Source organism: Rickettsia japonica YH, from assembly GCF_000283595.1.
Classification (GTDB): domain Bacteria; phylum Pseudomonadota; class Alphaproteobacteria; order Rickettsiales; family Rickettsiaceae; genus Rickettsia; species Rickettsia rickettsii.
This window is the reverse complement of the sequence record NC_016050.1, coordinates 1,182,602-1,200,128: the sequence shown is the minus strand read 5'-3', so window position 1 is coordinate 1,200,128 and position 17,527 is coordinate 1,182,602. Positions and strand designations below refer to the sequence as shown.

Sequence of the window (17,527 nt, the reverse complement as noted above, 5' to 3'; positions counted from 1 at the left end):
CCAGTAATCTTTAATGTCATCCTAGCTAACTTGATCGCGGGATCTAGTCTTTTTAAATGCTTTTTGGATCCTGTGGTCAAGACACGGGATGACACCGAGTGCGTTTTTGGATCCACGCAACAATGTCCCGCGGGAATGACATAGATAGCCAAACAAAATCAATTTTTATCCTACAGTTTAGTATGGAGGATAATCAAGTTTTTTAGGTGATAACGTAAATATTTCAAAACCGTCTTTAGTCACGCCTATAGTATGCTCAAATTGAGCCGATAATGATTTATCACGTGTAGTAACTGTCCATCCATCTAGTTTACTTAATATAGTGTCATAATGACCGGCATTTATCATAGGTTCAACGGTGAAAAACATCCCTTCTTCTAACGTTAGACCCGTGCCGCTGCGACCGTAATTTAATATTGATGGTTCGTCATGAAAAACTCTTCCGATACCGTGACCCGTATAATCTCTAACCACAGAATAATTATGTTTCTCGGCATAGCTTTGAATAGCATGTCCGATATCACCGAGTTTAGCACCGGGTCTAACTACTTCAATCCCTTTCATCATTGCATCATAAGTTACTTGAATAAGACGCTTTGGCTTAATTGCTACGTCACCGACATAATACATACGGCTAGTATCACCGTACCAACCGTCTAAAATTACCGTAACATCAATATTTACTATATCACCGTTTTTTAACGGTTTATCGTTTGGAATGCCGTGACAAACCACATGATTTATAGAAGTACAAATTGATTTCGGAAAGCCTTTGTAATTTAACGGTGCAGGAACGGCATTATGAGAAGTAATAAAATTATGACAAAGGCCATTTAAACTATTAGTAGTGACATTCGGTTTTACGTGATCAGTAATAAAATCGAGCGTCTCTGCAGCTAATTTTCCTGCTGCCCGCATCTTTATGAAATCTTTTCCCGTGTGGATTTTTATGGTCATGAATTTTGGTTACCTTTCCCTCAAAAAAAATATATTTTTCATAATACAAAATGGCTCTTTTAATGTAAATAACTTATCCTATTATTGAGAAGTGCTGTTATGTTACTTGATGTAGGTTTTGGATATTATATAATTGCTAATATAATTATTATTTAACATAATGGGTGTAGTTAGGTTATTATTTGCTCTTTCTGTTATGGCTGCACATTCAACTTCTCATCCATTGCTTAAATTTATAGGTACAACAATTGCAGTACAATCTTTTTTCATGATTTCCGGCTTTTATATGGCTATGATTCAGAGCAATTATACAAGCAAAATAAAATTTTGGAAACGTAGATATTTAAGGCTTTATCCTACTTATATCTTTTGTATTTTAGTTACTTTCTTCTTGCAGCAAAAATTTTCTTTTTTAAGGCAATTGTGTAATCTTCCATGAATTATTCTTAGTTTAATGGATTTATAGGAGATTCTTGGTCTTATAGATTCTTTCCTTCTGAACTTGCAGTTTTCTTAATTGGTAGTCAAGCATTTTATATTTATACTAATCAAGAAATAAACGAAAAAAAGTCTTGGCTTAGTCAATTACTCTATTTATATATTATATTAATAATTATTACTTTTCCGTTTATCCCAATAGAGCCTCAACTAAAAAAATTACTTTTTTATTGTTTATTTGCTCTATCTTTAGGAAAAATATTTGACTTAACCAAAGATAATAAGTTAGACAAATTAATTGCTTTACTCTCTTACTCAATATATTGTTGTCATTTAATTGTCTTGTATAATATATTACCTGCTATTTCATATTGGGCTGATAATGGGATATTTCTTAATACGTTGGTTACTTTTATAACAGTAATAATTATTTCTTTATTGAAAAGCCTATAGAGTATTGTAGAAAAAGATATAAAACTCATAATTTAGCTTAATATTTAAAACTATGCTATATTACATAAATAAAATTCTTTCAAACAATAAGGTACAAGCGGTTATCTTAGGGATAATCGGGCTTGGGATTGTTACTGTTCTCACGTCATATAATATAGACGATCCGTCGTTTAACTCGGTCACAACAGATTACCATAGTAATTTAGTCGGAATTTTTGGCTCTTATTTATCGGATTGTTTATATCAATTTTTTGGGTTGGCTGCTTTTATCATACCGCTTGCTTGCTTTGTTTGGGGGAGAAATTGTTGGTATGGGAGATATCGCGGCTCATTTGTCCGTATGTTTGTAATGTTGCTTGCTCTCGTTAGCAGTAGCACATTATTATCTAAGATTAAGCTAGAATTCATACCGGCAAATGCAGGTGGAGCTATCGGAATAATAGCTTCTAATTTTTTTGAGCGATTTACAAATCAACTATACTTATTATTAATATTTTTTACCTTTATTATATTAGTTGTTTTATTTGAAATTAAATTTACTTCTTTAAGTAATTTTATTATTAAGCTAGGTAAATTTTTAATCTATCGGATACAATCTTTTTTACATAATGTATTTTCACGATTGTCGTCGATAAGATTATTCCCTACTAAAAACAATGATAAGATAAATATAACTTCTTCTTACCAAAAGCCTGTAAGTGAAAAAGTAAAATTTCCTGAAGAAGCGAGATCCGTATCTGCAAATCCTATAAAATTCTTTAGCAAACCTGTTAGCCCTAAAATATCTCAAAGCGAAATAGCAGAATTGCCGCCTATTTCGTTATTACGTGATCCTGAAAACCATCATGTAAAAGGAGCTTCTTCCTCAGAGCTTAAACAAAAGGCTGAAGAGTTATTAACCGTGCTGAATGATTTTGGAGTTAAAGGGCAGATAATTAATATCAATCAAGGACCGGTGGTAACTCAATATGAATTTGAGCCGGCAGCAGGCACGAAAACATCAAGGGTAGTAGGATTATCTGACGATATAGCACGCTCACTATCTGCTTTATCAACAAGGATAGCAGTCATACCCGGCAAAAACGTACTTGGTATTGAGCTTCCTAATAAGCAGCGTGAATTCTTTTGCTTAAAAGAACTTATAGAGACCCCAGAATACCAAGACAAATCAACTTTATTGCCGTTAGTCTTGGGTAAAGATTTAGCAGGTAAGCCGCTGATTGCCGATCTTGCTAAAATGCCTCATTTATTAGTAGCAGGAACCACCGGCTCAGGTAAATCCGTCGGTATTAATGCGATGATTGTGTCGCTCTTATACCGCTATACTCCCGAAGAATGTCGCTTTATCATGATTGATCCGAAAATGCTTGAATTATCGGCTTATGATGGAATACCGCATTTGCTAACTCCCGTGGTAACCGAGCCTTCTAAAGCGGTAGTTGCTCTTAAATGGGCAGTTAAGGAAATGGAAAACCGTTATAGAATGATGAGCAATATCGGTGTTAAGAATATCGCAGGTTATAATGCAAAAATCTTAGAAGCGGTTAAAGAGAAGAGAGTAATTGAGCGTTCGATTCAAACTGGTTTTGACCCTGAAACAGGTAAGCCTATTTACGAAACCGTTACAATGAACATGGAAAAACTGCCTTACATAGTGGTTATTGTTGATGAGATGGCTGATTTAATGCTAGTTGCCGGTAAGGATATTGAAATGCTGATTCAAAGGCTTGCTCAGATGGCAAGAGCGGCAGGCATCCATATTATTATGGCAACGCAAAGACCTTCTGTAGACGTTATTACTGGTGTCATTAAAGCCAATTTTCCAAGTCGTATTAGTTTTAAAGTTACCTCTAAAATCGATAGCCGAACGATTTTAGGAGAGCAAGGCTCCGAGCAGTTACTCGGTATGGGTGATATGTTATTTATGGGGAGTACTTCCAAGATAAGTAGGGTACACGGACCGTTTGTTAATGAAGCCGAAATTGAGCAAATTACGGAATATTTAAAAGAGAGCGGTACGCCTGAATATATCTCTGCCGTTACCGAGCAACCTGAAGAGGACGATAGTAGCATTGATATCGGTGACGGTACCTCTGATGAAGTGCTTTACAAAAAAGCTGTGCAGATAGTGCGTTACGAACGCAAATCTTCCATTAGCTATATCCAAAGGTCGCTTAGAATTGGCTATAACAAAGCTGCCAATTTAGTTGAGAAGATGGAGAAAGAGGGAATAGTCTCACCACCGAATCATACAGGTAAAAGAGAGATATTATTGCCTGAGAGGTAGGGTATTTTTGCGTCATGCGCTACGCAGCCGTAGGTGTTGTTGCATGGCTCTTATGTCATTCCTGCGAAAGCAGGAATCCAAGAAAAAAGTATAGATACAGTAAATTTTTGAAATTCAAAGCTCGATTTATCTTGCTTTATGCGCTGGGTTTCTGCTTTCGCAGGAATGACATAAGAGCCATGCAACAAGGCCAACGCCGCTACGGAATGACATATAATCTATACATAACAATATCATCCTAAAATTATTAATTATAATAGACATATTAAAAAAGTTGCGTTAGAATTATAACACTTTTTAAGTGATTTAATTTTTATTAAGGTTTACATATGGCAAATATTTCTCCAAAATTATTTCAAAAAGCAATACAACAAGGTCTTAAAGCCGCTTTATTCACCACCTCAACCGCAGCGATAATGCTGAGTAGTAGTGGGGCACTCGGTGTTGCTGCAGGTGTTATTGCTACTAATAATGATGCAGCATTTAGTAATGATGCTGCTGCCAATAATTGGAATCAGATAACGGCTAGAGGGGAAGCTGATGGTAATCCTGCTGGTGGTCCTCAAAACAATTGGGCATTTACTTACGGTGGTGATTATACTATCACTGCAGATGTAGTCAATTGTATTATTAAGGCTATAAATGTTGCGAATACTAATCCCGTAGGTCTAAATATTGCTCAAAATACCGTCGTTGGTTCGATTATAACGGGAGGTAACTTGTTGCCTGTTACTATTACTGCCGGCAAAAGCTTAACTTTAAATGGTAATAATGCTGTTGCTGCAAATCATGGTTTTAATGCTCCTGCCGATAATTATACAGGTTTAGGAAATATAACTTTAGGGGGAGTGAATGCTGAACTAATTATACAATCTGCAACCCCGGCAAATATAACACTTGCAGGAAATATAGATGGAGGAGGTATAATAACTGTCAAGACAGATGCTGCCATTAACGGAACAATAGGTAATACAAATGCATTAGCCACGATAAATGTAGGAGCAGGTAAAGCCACGTTAGGGGGAGCGGTTATTAAAGCTACTACGACTAAATTAACAAATGCTGCGTCGGTATTAACCCTTACAAATGCAAATGCAGTATTAACAGGTGAGATTGATAACACCACAGGCGGTGATAATGTAGGTGTCTTAAATTTAAATGGTGCATTAAGTCAAGTAAGCGGGAATATAGGTAATACAAATACATTAGCCACGATAAATGTAGGAGCAGGTAAAGCCACGTTAGAGGGAGCGGTTATTAAAGCTACTACGACTAAATTAACAAATGCTGCGTCGGTATTAACCCTTACAAATGCAAATGCAGTATTAACAGGTGAGATTGATAACACCACAGGCGGTGATAATGTAGGTGTCTTAAATTTAAATGGTGCATTAAGTCAAGTAAGCGGGAATATAGGTAATACAAATGCATTAGCCACGATAAATGTAGGAGCAGGTACAGCCACGTTAGGGGGGGCGGTTATTAAAGCTACTACGACTAAATTAACAAATGCTGCGTCAGCAGTGACATTTACGAATCCTGTAGTGGTGACCGGGGCGCTAGATAATACCGGTAATGCAAATAATGGTATAGCAACGTTTACCGGTAATAGTACAGTAACTGGCAATATAGGTAATACAAATGCATTAGCAACAGTGAATGTAGGAGCAGGTTTGCTACAAGTACAAGGCGGAGTGGTAAAAGCGAATGCAATAAACTTAACGGATAATGCGTCAGCAGTGACATTTACGAATCCTGTAGTGGTGACCGGAGCGCTAGATAATACCGGTAATGCAAATAATGGTATAGCAACGTTTACCGGTAATAGTACAGTAACTGGCAATATAGGTAATACAAATGCATTAGCAACAGTGAATGTAGGAGCAGGTTTGCTACAAGTACAAGGCGGAGTGGTAAAAGCGAATGCAATAAACTTAACGGATAATGCGTCAGCAGTGACATTTACGAATCCTGTAGTGGTGACCGGGGCGCTAGATAATACCGGTAATGCAAATAATGGTATAGCAACGTTTACCGGTAATAGTACAGTAACTGGCAATATAGGTAATACAAATGCATTAGCAACAGTGAATGTAGGAGCAGGTTTGCTACAAGTACAAGGCGGAGTGGTAAAAGCGAATGCAATAAACTTAACGGATAATGCGTCAGCAGTGACATTTACGAATCCTGTAGTGGTGACCGGAGCGCTAGATAATACCGGTAATGCAAATAATGGTATAGCAACGTTTACCGGTAATAGTACAGTAACTGGCAATATAGGTAATACAAATGCATTAGCAACAGTGAATGTAGGAGCAGGTTTGCTACAAGTACAAGGCGGAGTGGTAAAAGCGAATGCAATAAACTTAACGGATAATGCGTCAGCAGTGACATTTACGAATCCTGTAGTGGTAACCGGAGCGCTAGATAATACCGGTAATGCAAATAATGGTATAGCAACGTTTACCGGTAATAGTACAGTAACTGGCAATATAGGTAATACAAATGCATTAGCCACGATAAATGTAGGAGCAGGTACAGCCACGTTAGAGGGAGCGGTTATTAAAGCTACTACGACTAAATTAACAAATGCTGCGTCGGTATTAACCCTTACAAATGCAAATGCAGTATTAACAGGTGAGATTGATAACACCACAGGCGGTGATAATGTAGGTGTCTTAAATTTAAATGGTGCATTAAGTCAAGTAAGCGGGAATATAGGTAATACAAATGCATTAGCCACGATAAATGTAGGAGCAGGTACAGCCACGTTAGAGGGAGCGGTTATTAAAGCTACTACGACTAAATTAACAAATGCTGCGTCGGTATTAACCCTTACAAATGCAAATGCAGTATTAACAGGTGAGATTGATAACACCACAGGCGGTGATAATGTAGGTGTCTTAAATTTAAATGGTGCATTAAGTCAAGTAAGCGGGAATATAGGTAATACAAATGCATTAGCAACAGTGAATGTAGGAGCAGGTTTGCTACAAGTACAAGGCGGAGTGGTAAAAGCGAATGCAATAAACTTAACGGATAATGCGTCAGCAGTGACATTTACGAATCCTGTAGTGGTGACCGGGGCGCTAGATAATACCGGTAATGCAAATAATGGTATAGCAACGTTTACCGGTAATAGTACAGTAACTGGCAATATAGGTAATACAAATGCATTAGCAACAGTGAATGTAGGAGCAGGTTTGCTACAAGTACAAGGCGGAGTGGTAAAAGCGAATGCAATAAACTTAACGGATAATGCGTCAGCAGTGACATTTACGAATCCTGTAGTGGTGACCGGAGCGCTAGATAATACCGGTAATGCAAATAATGGTATAGCAACGTTTACCGGTAATAGTACAGTAACTGGCAATATAGGTAATACAAATGCATTAGCAACAGTGAATGTAGGAGCAGGTTTGCTACAAGTACAAGGCGGAGTGGTAAAAGCGAATGCAATAAACTTAACGGATAATGCGTCAGCAGTGACATTTACGAATCCTGTAGTGGTGACCGGGGCGCTAGATAATACCGGTAATGCAAATAATGGTATAGCAACGTTTACCGGTAATAGTACAGTAACTGGCAATATAGGTAATACAAATGCATTAGCAACAGTGAATGTAGGAGCAGGAGTAACATTAAAAGCTGGAGGAAGCCTAGCTGCGAATAATATAGATTTTGGAGCCAGGAGTATTTTAGAGTTTAACGGACCTCTTGATGGTGGTGGTAACATAATCCCTTATTATTTTAAAGGAGCTATAGCAAACGGCAATAACGCTATATTAAATGTTAATACAAAGTCACTTACGGCATATCATTCAACTATAGGAACAGTTGCAGAAATTAATATTGGAGCCGGTAATCTTTTTACAATTGATGCAAGTGCTGGTGATGTTACTATATTAAATGCTCAAGATATTAATTTTAGAGTTCCAGATTCTGCTTTAGTACTTTCTAACTTCACCGGAGTCGGAGCAAAAAATATATTATTAGCAGCTGATTTAGTAGCTCCCGGTGCTGATGAAGGTAATGTAGTCTTTGATGGTGGGGTTAATGGCCTGAATATTGGGAGTAATGTAGCAGGTACCGCTAGAAATATCGGTGATGGAGGCGGTAATAAATTTAACACTTTACTTATTTATAATGCCGTTACAATAACTGACGATGTAAATTTAGAAGGTATACAGAACGTGCGTATTGAAAATAATGCAGATTTTACTAGTAGTACAGCATTTAATGCTGGTATTATACAAATAAACGATGCTACTTATACGATTGATGCAAATAATGGTAATTTAAATATACCGGCAGGAAATATTCAATTTGCACATGCGGATGCTCAATTAATATTACAAAATAGTTCAGGAAACGACCGTACGATCACACTAGGTGCGAATATAGACCCTGATAATGACAATGAGGGTGTAGTAATATTAAATTCTGTAACTGCAGGAAAAAAATTAACGATAGCCGGAGGCAAGACGTTTGGTGGAGCTCATAAGTTACAAACTATAGTTTTCAAAGGAGCGGGAGATTGCAGCGCGGCAGGTACCACTTTTAATACAACAAATATAGAGCTTGATATTACAGGTAAATTAGAACTTGGAGCTGCTAAGGCAAATGTAGTTTTATTTAATGATGCTGTTCAATTAACTCAAACCGGTCATATTGGCGGTTTCTTAGATTTTAATGCAAAAAACGGTACGGTAATATTAAATAACAATGTAAGTGTTGCGGGAGCAGTCCAAAATACCGGCGGTACTAATAACGGTACGTTAATAGTTTTAGGTGCAAGTAATCTTAATAGAGTAAACGGGATTGCTATGTTAAAAGTAGGTGCAGGAAATGTAACTATTGCCAAAGGCGGTAACGTTAAAATCGGCGAAATCCAAGGTACAGGCACAAATACTTTAACATTACCTGCAAACTTTAACTTAACAGGCAGCATAAATAAAACCGGTGGTCAGGCTCTGAAGCTAAACTTCACGAATGGCGGTAGTGTTAAAGGTGTTGTAGGGACTGCGGCTAATTCGGTTGGTGATATCACAACGGCAGGTGCTACAAGTTTTGCAAGCAGTGTTAACGCAAAAGGTACAGCGACACTTGGCGGTACTACAAGTTTTGCCAATACATTCACTAATACAGGTGCGGTTACTTTAGCCAAAGGTTCTATCACTAGTTTTGCTAAAAATGTAACAGCTACCAGCTTTGTAGCTAACAGTGCTACTATTAATTTCGGCAATAGCCTAGCCTTTAATAGTAATATAACAGGTAGCGGTACTACAATTACTTTAGGTGCAAATCACGTAACATATACTGGCACCGGTAGCTTTACCGATACGCTAACCTTAAATACTACTTTTGATGGAGCAGCTAAGTCAGGTGGTAATATCTTAATTAAATCAGGTAGTACTCTTGATTTATCAGGGGTTTCAACTTTAGCACTTGTTGTTACTGCTACTAATTTCGACATGAATAATATAAGCCCAGATACAAAATATACGGTAATATCTGCAGAAACAGCAGGTGATTTAAAGCCTACTCCTAAAGAGAATGTTAAAATAACTATTAATAATGACAACCGTTTTGTTGATTTTACTTTTGATGCATCGACTTTAACGTTATTTGCAGAGGATATAGCTGCAGATGTTATAGATGAAGATTTTGCACCGGGTGGACCGCTTGTAAGTATCCCAAATGCTGCAAATATAAAGAAATCGCTTGAGTTAATGGAGGATGCTCCCAATGGTTCAGATGCACGTCAAGCTTTCAATAACTTTGGTCTAATGACACCGCTACAGGAAGCAGATGCTACAACTCATCTCATTCAAGATGTTGTAAAACCTAGCGATACTATAGCTGCCGTTAATAATCAAGTTGTAGCAAGTAATATATCAAGTAATATAACTGCTCTAAATGCTAGAATGGATAAAGTACAAGTAGCGAATAAAGGTCCTGTTTCTTCCGGTGATGAAGATATGGATGCTAAGTTTGGTGCGTGGATAAGCCCGTTTGTCGGTAATGCAAAGCAGAAGATGTGTAACAATATAAGTGGTTATAAGTCTGATACAACTGGTGGCACTATAGGTTTTGACGGCTTCGTTAGCGATGATCTAGCACTCGGACTTGCATATACAAGATCCGATACTGACATTAAGCTAAAAAATAATAAAACGGGCGATAAGAATAAGGTAGAGAGCAACATCTATTCTTTATACGGTTTATATAATGTACCTTATGAAAATCTCTTCGTTGAAGCTATAGCATCTTACTCAGATAATAAGATAAGAAGCAAATCAAGACGTGTTATTGCAACGGCACTAGAGACTGTCGGTTATCAAACTGCAAACGGTAATTATAAATCCGAAAGCTATACAGGTCAGTTAATGGCTGGTTATACCTATATGATGCCTGAGAACATTAACTTAACACCGCTAGCTGGGCTTAGATATTCGACTATCAAAGATAAGGGCTATAAGGAAACCGGTACTACTTACCAAAATCTTACCGTTAAAGGCAAGCACTATAATACTTTCGACGGTTTACTCGGTGCTAAAGTATCAAGTAATATCAATGTCAATGAAATAGTGCTAACACCTGAGCTTTACGCAATGGTCGATTATGCATTCAAGAATAAAGTTTCGGCGATTGATGCAAGATTACAAGGTATGACTGCTCCTCTCCCAACCAACAGCTTTAAGCAAAGCAAAACAAGTTTTGATGTCGGTGTCGGTGTTACTGCTAAGCATAAAATGATGGAATATGGGATTAACTACGATACCAATATCGGAAGTAAGTATTTCGCTCAGCAAGGTAGTGTAAAAGTTCGTGTTAATTTTTAATTAACCGTTCTATAATCATAAAAAAAGCCTATATAGTTTGACTATATAGGCTTTTTTGCTTTATAATGTAGTCTTGAGAAACGTCATTGCGAGGAGCGAAGCGACGTGGCAATCTCGTCAAATATCCTGAGATTGCTTCGTCACTTACTTCGTAATTTCCTTGCAATGACGATAAAAACTTAAATAAAAAATTATGTTAGATAATATTAGAAAAACTGCCGATAGTTTTATAATGCGGGTTTTATTCGCAATGATAGCTTTTGCTTTTATCGGCTTTGGTATTAAAGATGTATTAAATGGAAGAAGAAGCGGCGATATTGTTACTTTTTCTCATGTGAAAAATATCTCCCAGGAAGATTTTTTGAGAGCAAAATCTTTAGAAATTAATTCTATAAGTAAGCAAACGGGAACAAGTTTAACGGATGAAGAAATAGCACAGTTAAATATTGATAACCGAATCCTAAAAAGGCTTGTTTACGATAATGTCTTAGATTATTTAGTGAGTTATTATGACTTAGATCTCAGTGATGATACAGTTAAAATTTTAGTTAAAGAATCACCGGTTTTTAAAAATGAGCAAGGTGTTTTCAATATAAAAATTTTTAAAACTTATTTTAGAAATTCTTATATGGATGAAGAAAAATATTTATTAAACTTCAAAGAAAAAGCTCTAAAAAATATTTTTGTTGGTACTTTTATAGAAAGTTTCTATGTTCCTAAAGTTATGACTGACAATATAGTAGATTATATGGCTGAAAAAAGAGAAGTAGAATTAATACAAATAGATTTACAAAATAAACCGAAAGATTTACAAATCCCTACTCCTACCGGTCAGCAATTAAAGGATTTTTACCAAGATAATAAAACCGCGTTTGAGGTACCTGAGAAACGCAGCTTTTCTTATATTAAAGCTAATATTAAGGATTTAAAAGTCTCAGTTACTCAAGATGAGTTGTTAGAATTTTATAATGAAAATAAAGATGAATTCGGTGATCAAAGTTTTGAAGCGGTACAACAACAATTACATGATTTATTAAAGGCTCAAAAAATCGACATACTTAATATGGAGTTTGCTAAAAAGCTGGAAGATGAGACGGCAGCCGGTTCTAGCTTAGTTGAAATTGCCGAAAAATATAAGCTACCGATACAAAACGTTAACTATATCAGTTATGCAGAGCTTATTGAAGATAAAATAATTGCTGAAAATGCCGATAGTATTTTTGAGCTTTCGGAAGGTGAATTATCTTATCCTATAGAAACAGAGGATAAAAGCTATCTTATATTGGTAGAATTAAAATCTATTCAGCCGGCAAAAATACCTGAATTTGATGCTATTAAAGAGCAGGTAAATAAAGCTTGGATAAAGCGGAATATTGCAGATGTAAACTTAAAAATTATCAAGGATTTAGCAAAGGAATATAATTCAGATCAAGAGAACATAAAAGAGCTTAAAGCTACCGGAATAAAAATAAGCAAAAAAAGCTATATTAGATCCGAAATGGAAAATGATCTAACACTAACTCCTGAAATATTATTATCAATTTTTAATACTACAATAGGAAGTAATACGCCTGTATTTCAAGTAGGTGATGAAGTATATTTTGCACATATTAAATCTAGCAGTGTCGATGAATTAACAGCTAAAAATATTCATGTCAATTCAGAAAAAAATATAATATATAATATTAAAAATTCTGTAATTGACGAGCTAATTAACTACACAATCATTCAGAATGATATGCAGGTAAAAGCTAATTTTAGTAAGTAGCGAAATCCATCAGGTCATACCGTATCATCATTGCGAGGAAATTACGAAGTAATTGACGAAGCAATCTCAGGATCTTTAATGAGATTGCCACGCAGCCTATGGCTGCTCGCAATGACGATAAAATAAGCCGCACATTATAAACAAAAAAAAAACTATGAGCTTTAAAGATTTACCGGAGTTTTTAAAATTTTTAGAAAAAAACGGTGAGTTAAAGCGTATTGCTCTTGAGGTTAAAACTAACTTAGAAATTACTGAAATTAGTAAAAGAGTATTAGCACAAGGCGGATCTGCATTACTTTTTGAAAATGTTATAAAAGTCGACGGCATTAAGTCCGACATACCTGTTCTAACTAATCTTTATGCTAGTATAAATCGTATTTGTATGGGGCTTAAACTTAAGTCACCCAAAGAATTAAGAGAACTTGGCGTTTTACTAGCATTCCTTAAACAGCCGCAACCTCCTGCATCTTTTAAAGACACATTGTCAATGTTACCGCTTGCTAAGCGTATATTTGCTATGTCTCCTAAAACCGTATCAAAAGCAGCTTGTCATGAAATCGTCATTGACAAACCGAATATCAATATATTGCCGATCCAAAGATGTTGGCCGGATGACATTTCGCCTTTAATTACTTGGGGTATAGTATTTACTAGAGGTCCAACAAAAGATAAAATCGATAATTACAACCTTGGCATATATAGAATGCAGGTTATTTCAGAAAATAAGCTATTGATGCGTTGGTTAAAGTTACGGGGCGGAGCAGAGCATCATAAACGTTGGAAAGAAGCAAAAAAAGAACCTTTTCCTACTGCTATCGTTATCGGGGCAAATCCAGCGGTAACTTTGGCAGCAGTTATGCCGATACCTGAGAATATCTCGGAGTATAATTTTGCTGGTTTACTCGGTAATAAAAAAGTAGAGTTGGTACAATGCAAAACTATTGACCTCAAAGTACCTGCACATAGTGAAATAGTGCTGGAAGGCTATGTAAGTTTAGAGGAGTATTTACCTGAAGGTCCTTTTGGGGATCACACCGGATATTATAATGATGTTGAGGAATTTCCTGTATTTACGGTTACCGCAATAACGATGAAGAAAAATCCAGTATATTTAAGCACCTATACAGGAGCACCGCCTGATGAGCCATCAATCTTAGGTGAAGCATTAAATGAAATTTTTATTCCTATATTGCAGCAACAATTTCCGGAAATAGTCGATTTTTGGCTTCCACCTGAAGGTTGTTCATATAGAGTTGCGGTAGTATCGATTAAAAAATCCTATCCCGGTCATGCTAAAAGAATAATGCTTGGGATTTGGTCTTACTTACGGCACTTTATGTATAGTAAGTTTGTTATAGTTGTAGATGACGATATTGATGTTCGTAATTGGCAAGAAGTAATTTGGGCAATAGCAACAAGAAGCGACCCAAGGCGTGATACGAGCTTTATAGATAATTCCCCGATAGATTATTTGGATTTTGCATCTCCTGAGTCAGGCCTTGGTAGTAAAATGGGAATAGATGCAACCGATAAAATATACCCTGAGACAAATAGAAAATGGGGTAAAAAAATAGAAATGAGTCAGGAAGTTATCGACAAGGTTAATAGTATGTGGAATAGTTTAAAGATATAAGGTATACTCGTTTAATTTGAAAAATTGGCGTCGTTGTTTCATATTTTTTGATCCTCACGTACTAGTATGTACGCTGCGGTCCAAAAATATGAAACGCCTTGCTCTTTTCCAAATTAAACTTCGTCTACTGTTTATATTAATAGTGTTACTTTCTTTACTACTTTGCTTGATTATACTCATCCAGGCGAGTTTGGAATATTTTTTAATGAAGCTACGATTAACTACATTAAGGAAGATATAAAACTAAAAGGCTATTTTGATGGGTCATATTTATCAAATAGCTTTAGTTTACTAAGGGCTAATGATTTAATTTGGACGTTTTTTGTCAATAATTACTTACTCGGTAAAAAACCGATGCCTTTTGATTTGCTATATTGGAATGCGGATCCTACTAACTTGCCGGCAAAAATGTATTAGGAATATTTACAAAATACATATTGCAATAACTGGCTAAAAGAGTCTAATAATTTAGAGGTACTCGGAACAAAAATAGCTCTTGGAAAAGTTGATTGTAACTCTTTTTTCGTAGCCGCAAAAGAAGATCATATAGCTCCATGGCGTTCAATATATGATGGAGTAAAATTATTAAACGGACATAAGATTTTTTGTTTCACGGATTCAGGGCATGTAGCAGGTGTAGTTAACCTTCCTGCTAGTGCTAAATATAAATATCGGTTTAATGACGACTTAAGTTTAAGTAGTCATGAGTGGCTTATGAAAGCTACAGAATATAAAGGCTCATGGTGGAATTATTGGCTTATAAAAAATAATGATAATAAGCTAGTAGATTCTTTAGATTATCAGAATCTAGAGGCTATTGAAGAAGCTCCAGGAAATTACGTAAGGAAGTAGGTGTTGTTTGTGGGGATACTAAATCGTCATTGCGAGCAGCCATAGGCTGCGTGGCAATCTCATGAGATTGCTTCGTCAATTGCTTTGTAATTTTCCTCGCAATGACGGAAAAGCCGATCTATGCAACGCCTAAAATATAAATAAGTCATGAAGAGAAAAAATAATAAATTTATAGAAATATCTATTGCCTTTATCTTGGGAATGGCTTTAGGTATTTATGGACAGAATCCGGATTATTTTACTAATCTAATAAGTCAAAAATCATTAGCTTTATCTACTCTGCAAATAAAGCATTACAATATTTCAGAGCTTTCAAGAAGTAAAGTTAGTACATGTTTTACTCCGCCTGCCGGTTGTACTAAGTTTATAGCCAATCAGATAGATAAAGCTGAAGAATCTATTTATATGCAGGCATACGGTATGAGCGATGCGTTAATTACTACTGCACTTATTAATGCACAAGCGCGAGGAGTAAAGGTTAGAATATTGCTTGATCGTAGTAATTTAAAGCAAAAATTTTCTAAATTACATGAATTACAACGAGCAAAAATTGATGTAGGTATAGATAAAGTACCAGGAATCGCTCATAATAAAGTTATAATTATTGATAAAAAGAAAGTAATAACCGGTTCGTTTAATTTCACGGCCGCTGCCGATAAACGTAATGCTGAAAATGTAATTATTATAGAAGATCAGGAGCTAGCAGAATCTTATTTACAAAATTGGTTAAACAGAAAGGCGAGCAACTGAGAGGAGATTCCCACTATCTCATTCCTGCGAAAGCAGGCATCTAGTAGCTAAAAGATATAAATAGATTTTAAACATTTTTGATGACATTCACTAGCTTGTTTGAAATCTTTAGAAGTTGCTGCTTCTTTAGTAGTATTCAAAATAGTATTAACATTATTTTGTATAATTTCGGAATTTTTCTTAAGCAAAGATTGCATGCTTTCTGTAGCAATTTGGTTAGTTATTAAAAGAATATTCATAGCTCTTTGCATTGTATTTGTGATAGATGCAAGATCTACACTAGGGATATTTTTCATAGAACTCATATAAAATTCTGGATTCATATAGGATTTCATTAAATCTAAAAATTGTGTATTATTTCACATTATTCATTCTCCTAAAAAATTTTTTATGTTTTATAGGTTACGTATATGTAAACATAAACCCTCAATTCATGCTAACATTTATAAAATTATGAGTCAATAATTGTTAGCATTAAGAATAATATTAAAAATAGTTAAGTTTTTATAAATGTTAGATACATCAATTCAAGCATTAATAAATAAGTGGCAAAAATACCTCGTTTTGCAAAGAAATTACTCTAATCATACAGCAATTTCTTATAATAATGACCTTAAGCATTTTCTTGAGTTTATGAACTATTATAATTCAGAGCTTGTAACGATAAATCATATTAAAACTGCAGATATAAGATTAATCCGAAGTTGGCTTGCAAAACGTAACTGTGATAATTTTACCGCTTCTTCAATTTCACGTGGTTTATCTGCAGTAAAAAATTTTTATAGGTTTTTAGAGAAAACAACACAATTAAATAGTCATATAATTTTTTCTATAAAATCTCCTAAAAAGACTAAATTGTTACCAAAAGCTTTATCGGAAGATGATGTAGTAATATCACTTGAACATATTGAAGAATACGGGAATGTTAAGTGGGTAGAACTTAGAAATAAAGCCCTACTTGTCCTTATATATGCTTCAGGTCTACGTATATCGGAAGCATTATCAATTACGAAACTTCATCTACAAAATCTAGAATTTATAAGAATAATAGGTAAAGGTAGTAAAGAAAGAATAATTCCGTGGTTACCGATTGCTAAAAATTTAATTACCCAATATTTAGAAATATTGCCATATAAGTTAGGTGATAATGAACCCATATTTAGAGGAAAGCAGGGTAAGAAATTACAACCACCGGTATTTAATCGTGAATTAATTAAATTAAAGCATTTTTATGGTTTACCGCAGCATTTAACTGCTCATTCATTTAGACATAGTTTTGCTTCACATTTGCTTGAGCATGGTGCAGATTTACGCTCTCTTCAAGAGCTATTAGGTCATAAAAGTCTATCTACTACACAAAACTATACTAAAACAAGTATAAAGCATTTAGAAGCTGTCTATACTACTGCATATCCAATTAAAAAATAAAATATATTAATATTCATAATCTTCTTGCATTAATTTTAAGTTATAGATTATTTTAAAAACCTTATAAACATAATATATTAAAGTTAGTATTGAGATATTAATATGCTAGAAACACT

The 17,527-nt window shown here is 35.2% G+C and carries 12 protein-coding genes; 10 read left to right on the top strand and 2 right to left on the bottom strand.

Annotated features, from left to right (window positions below):
- Nucleotides 1-177: 177 nt before the first annotated feature.
- Entirely contained in the window at nt 178-957 is a 780-nt protein-coding gene (gene map / locus RJP_RS06505) for a type I methionyl aminopeptidase (protein WP_014121128.1), read from the bottom strand.
- A gap of 160 nt (nt 958-1,117) precedes the next feature.
- Between map and RJP_RS10875 the strand changes: the two genes are divergently transcribed.
- The 9 genes from RJP_RS10875 to pld all read left to right on the top strand — a co-directional run bounded on the left by RJP_RS10875 (nt 1,118) and on the right by pld (nt 15,983).
- Nucleotides 1,118-1,396, top strand: a complete 279-nt coding sequence (locus RJP_RS10875; protein WP_024704388.1) for an acyltransferase family protein — start codon at nt 1,118-1,120, stop codon at nt 1,394-1,396.
- Nucleotides 1,397-1,419: 23 nt separating this feature from the next.
- Nucleotides 1,420-1,848 carry an acyltransferase family protein gene (locus RJP_RS11620; RefSeq protein WP_390889714.1) on the top strand — a complete coding sequence of 143 codons (429 nt, stop codon included), beginning with the start codon at nt 1,420-1,422 and terminating at the stop codon, nt 1,846-1,848.
- Between the two features lie 52 nt (nt 1,849-1,900).
- A complete protein-coding gene (locus tag RJP_RS06495) occupies nt 1,901-4,135 on the top strand; it encodes a DNA translocase FtsK (RefSeq protein WP_014121127.1) in 2,235 nt (744 codons plus the stop codon).
- A 329-nt stretch (nt 4,136-4,464) separates the two neighbouring features.
- Nucleotides 4,465-10,980 (top strand): autotransporter outer membrane beta-barrel domain-containing protein, encoded by a 6,516-nt coding sequence (locus RJP_RS06490; protein ID WP_014121126.1) that lies wholly within the window; start codon nt 4,465-4,467, stop codon nt 10,978-10,980.
- Between the two features lie 193 nt (nt 10,981-11,173).
- Nucleotides 11,174-12,748, top strand: coding sequence for a SurA N-terminal domain-containing protein (locus tag RJP_RS06485; protein ID WP_014121125.1), 1,575 nt, complete (start codon nt 11,174-11,176; stop codon nt 12,746-12,748).
- Nucleotides 12,749-12,902: 154 nt separating this feature from the next.
- Nucleotides 12,903-14,381, top strand: coding sequence for a UbiD family decarboxylase (locus tag RJP_RS06480; RefSeq protein ID WP_014121124.1), 1,479 nt, complete (start codon nt 12,903-12,905; stop codon nt 14,379-14,381).
- A 162-nt stretch (nt 14,382-14,543) separates the two neighbouring features.
- Nucleotides 14,544-14,798, top strand: a complete 255-nt coding sequence (locus RJP_RS10870) for an alpha/beta hydrolase (RefSeq protein ID WP_024704384.1) — start codon at nt 14,544-14,546, stop codon at nt 14,796-14,798.
- Nucleotides 14,799-15,095: 297 nt separating this feature from the next.
- Nucleotides 15,096-15,233, top strand: a complete 138-nt coding sequence (locus tag RJP_RS09995) for a hypothetical protein (RefSeq protein ID WP_024704383.1) — start codon at nt 15,096-15,098, stop codon at nt 15,231-15,233.
- Nucleotides 15,234-15,380: 147 nt separating this feature from the next.
- Nucleotides 15,381-15,983, top strand: a complete 603-nt coding sequence (gene pld, locus RJP_RS06465) for a phospholipase D (RefSeq protein ID WP_014121123.1) — start codon at nt 15,381-15,383, stop codon at nt 15,981-15,983.
- A gap of 47 nt (nt 15,984-16,030) precedes the next feature.
- On the opposite strand, the gene RJP_RS06460 is transcribed toward pld, so the two are convergent.
- Nucleotides 16,031-16,306: a phasin family protein gene (locus RJP_RS06460; RefSeq protein WP_014411110.1), complete on the bottom strand. Its 276-nt coding sequence runs from the start codon at nt 16,304-16,306 to the stop codon at nt 16,031-16,033.
- A gap of 187 nt (nt 16,307-16,493) precedes the next feature.
- Between RJP_RS06460 and RJP_RS06455 the strand changes: the two genes are divergently transcribed.
- A complete protein-coding gene (locus tag RJP_RS06455) occupies nt 16,494-17,411 on the top strand; it encodes a tyrosine recombinase XerC (RefSeq protein ID WP_014014843.1) in 918 nt (305 codons plus the stop codon).
- Nucleotides 17,412-17,527: the final 116 nt, after the last annotated feature.

Excerpts from the sequence above, each read along its gene's own strand:
- RJP_RS10875 (WP_024704388.1), top strand. The coding sequence starts at position 1,118 with ATGGGTGTAGTTAGGTTATTATTTGCTCTTTCTGTTATGGCTGCACAT.
- pld (WP_014121123.1), top strand. The coding sequence starts at position 15,381 with ATGAAGAGAAAAAATAATAAATTTATAGAAATATCTATTGCCTTTATC.
- RJP_RS06455 (WP_014014843.1), top strand. The coding sequence starts at position 16,494 with ATGTTAGATACATCAATTCAAGCATTAATAAATAAGTGGCAAAAATAC.
- RJP_RS06495 (WP_014121127.1), top strand. The coding sequence starts at position 1,901 with ATGCTATATTACATAAATAAAATTCTTTCAAACAATAAGGTACAAGCG.
- RJP_RS06480 (WP_014121124.1), top strand. The coding sequence starts at position 12,903 with ATGAGCTTTAAAGATTTACCGGAGTTTTTAAAATTTTTAGAAAAAAAC.
- RJP_RS06485 (WP_014121125.1), top strand. The coding sequence starts at position 11,174 with ATGTTAGATAATATTAGAAAAACTGCCGATAGTTTTATAATGCGGGTT.
- RJP_RS09995 (WP_024704383.1), top strand. The coding sequence starts at position 15,096 with ATGAAAGCTACAGAATATAAAGGCTCATGGTGGAATTATTGGCTTATA.
- RJP_RS06460 (WP_014411110.1), bottom strand. The coding sequence starts at position 16,306 with ATGAATCCAGAATTTTATATGAGTTCTATGAAAAATATCCCTAGTGTA.
- map (WP_014121128.1), bottom strand. The coding sequence starts at position 957 with ATGACCATAAAAATCCACACGGGAAAAGATTTCATAAAGATGCGGGCA.
- RJP_RS06490 (WP_014121126.1), top strand. The coding sequence starts at position 4,465 with ATGGCAAATATTTCTCCAAAATTATTTCAAAAAGCAATACAACAAGGT.